At 36.7% G+C, this 1,951-nt stretch carries 2 protein-coding genes; one reads left to right on the top strand and one right to left on the bottom strand.

The genetic code is table 11. The features are described 5' to 3' along the window. Positions 1–325: 325 nt before the first annotated feature. Positions 326–721, bottom strand: a complete 396-nt coding sequence (gene tnpA / locus ACT3RM_RS17635; RefSeq protein ID WP_193051319.1) for an IS200/IS605 family transposase — start codon at positions 719–721, stop codon at positions 326–328. Positions 722–759: 38 nt separating this feature from the next. Between tnpA and ACT3RM_RS17630 the strand changes: the two genes are divergently transcribed. Beyond that, a complete protein-coding gene (locus ACT3RM_RS17630) occupies positions 760–1,617 on the top strand; it encodes an RNA-guided endonuclease InsQ/TnpB family protein (RefSeq protein WP_444511482.1) in 858 nt (285 codons plus the stop codon). Positions 1,618–1,951 lie beyond the last annotated feature (334 nt).

The raw sequence follows: 1,951 nt of genomic DNA, 5'->3' as shown, positions 1-1,951 counted from the left end.
TATTATTAAGTTTACCCGCGGGAATATTAAATGTATGTGTAATTGGACTAGCCGCATGTGACAATATCGGCATTGCTAAACTAGTAACCCCAAGATGAACACTGAGTAATAAGGTGAGTATTTTAGGGCTATGTAAGAATTGCATATCGATTTCCTTTCTTTTAGTTATCAGTTAAGCGATATACCGAATGAAATCGTATTTTCCTCAATAAATAATTTATTTAAAAAAGTCTATGTTAGAAGTTTTTAGTCAATTTTTATCGAATCCTTCCGAGAAAACCCATTGCTCGACGCGAAGAGGCGTCGATGGGATTAATCGGAATAACTAGCCCTGATTTTGAATGTATTTTCGAATTGTATCAGCAGAAGCATTTCCAACTGAGCAAACAAAATACCCGTCAGACCAAAAGGTTTTCTCAATCCAGAATTGCTTTTTCAACCACTTAAATCTCGACCATAGGCTTTGTGTCGTTGATTGTTTAATTCTACGAACATAACTCGCAACACAAATGGTCGGGGAAATCGTAAGCAATATGTGTATATGATCCTTGTCTACCTCGATCTCTTCAATATTAAATTCTGAGCGCTCTGTAATTTCAGAAATTTTTTGTTTTACGAATTCACCCAAGTTACCTTGTAGCAATTGCCTTCTATATTTCACAACTAAGATTAAATGTAACGCTATTAGATATTTGCAGTGTGATTTAGTTTCATATTCCATCTTGACAACCCTTTCATATACAGTAGTCTATACAGCATATGAAAAAGACGCTTAGATACAATTACAGACTGAATCCTACGCCAGAACAAGAAGCTAAACTCATAGAGTTTGGCGCGACTGCGCGTGGTATTTGGAACTTATTACTGTCTGAAAATATGCGTCGATATGAGTTCGATAAAACATTCTTGTTTTACAATGATATGGCCTCGCTTCTTAAGGAAATAAAGCCTTTTGAAGAGTTTACGTGGATTAAGTCTTTTGACTCGGCAGCAGCTCAGCAAGTTGCTCGCGACTTAGAAACTGCGTTAAAGAACGCAATCTCGAAAGGCCGTTTGCAGCGCTTTCCAAAGCATAAAATCTCATACAAAAAGAAAGAACTTCACAACGATTCATTTCGAGCGGTAAACAATTCTAATTGCATCCGTATTGAAGATGGCACTATCAGTATTCCAAAAGTTGGTAAAGTGCCTATCATTTTACATCGCGAACTGGCTAGCAAAATCAAAACGGTAACTGTTCAGTTTCGCCACGGTAAATGGGAATGCAGTATTACTCAAGAAGTGGAGTGCAAAACAGCGCTTCGCGTTTTAAAAACAATCACAGGTTTTGACATTAACTCAAAGCAAACGGTAGTTGGCTCGAACGGCTACGTGGCCGAGAATCCAAAGTTTTTAAAGCAATCAAAAGCAAAATTAAATCAATTGCAACGTCAGCTTGCCCGCCGAAATAAAGGCTCAAATCGCTGGCACAAAACAAAACAACGCATCAATAAATTACACGGTAAGATCTCAAGACAAAGGCTCGACTTTGCACACGAAATCTCACGACAGATAACCAATGAAAATGACATTTTAGTGTTTGAAGATTTAAACGTACACCCATACACTTTAAATTAAAATAATTACCTGTACACTTTACAAGGTGAGAATATCAATTATAATGATAGGTAGTTATTAATTTGTCTAAGTAAGCGCTCTTGTCAAACATTACCTATGAAATTAGAACCTCAGAAATAAAGCCCTATTCCTATAGAACTCCATTGGTTTCAGTTAATGATTGTGGAGAGTTGTCAGTGGAATATTCTAAGGTATCACCTGTACATATAAAAAAAATTACTCTGTTGAATATGGTGGGGAGAGATTCGTCAGGTAAGATAGTTACATTTGAACCGATAGAGCAAGTAAACAGATTCTTAATGACGCATCATATTGATGACCACAAGCAAGAATC

Origin of the sequence: Pseudoalteromonas sp. AOP7-A1-14, from assembly GCF_052376275.1 — a bacterium.
In the GTDB taxonomy this organism is placed as follows: Bacteria; Pseudomonadota; Gammaproteobacteria; order Enterobacterales; family Alteromonadaceae; genus Pseudoalteromonas.
The sequence above is the reverse complement of the archived record's forward strand: the minus strand, read 5'-3'. Positions and strand labels throughout refer to the sequence as shown.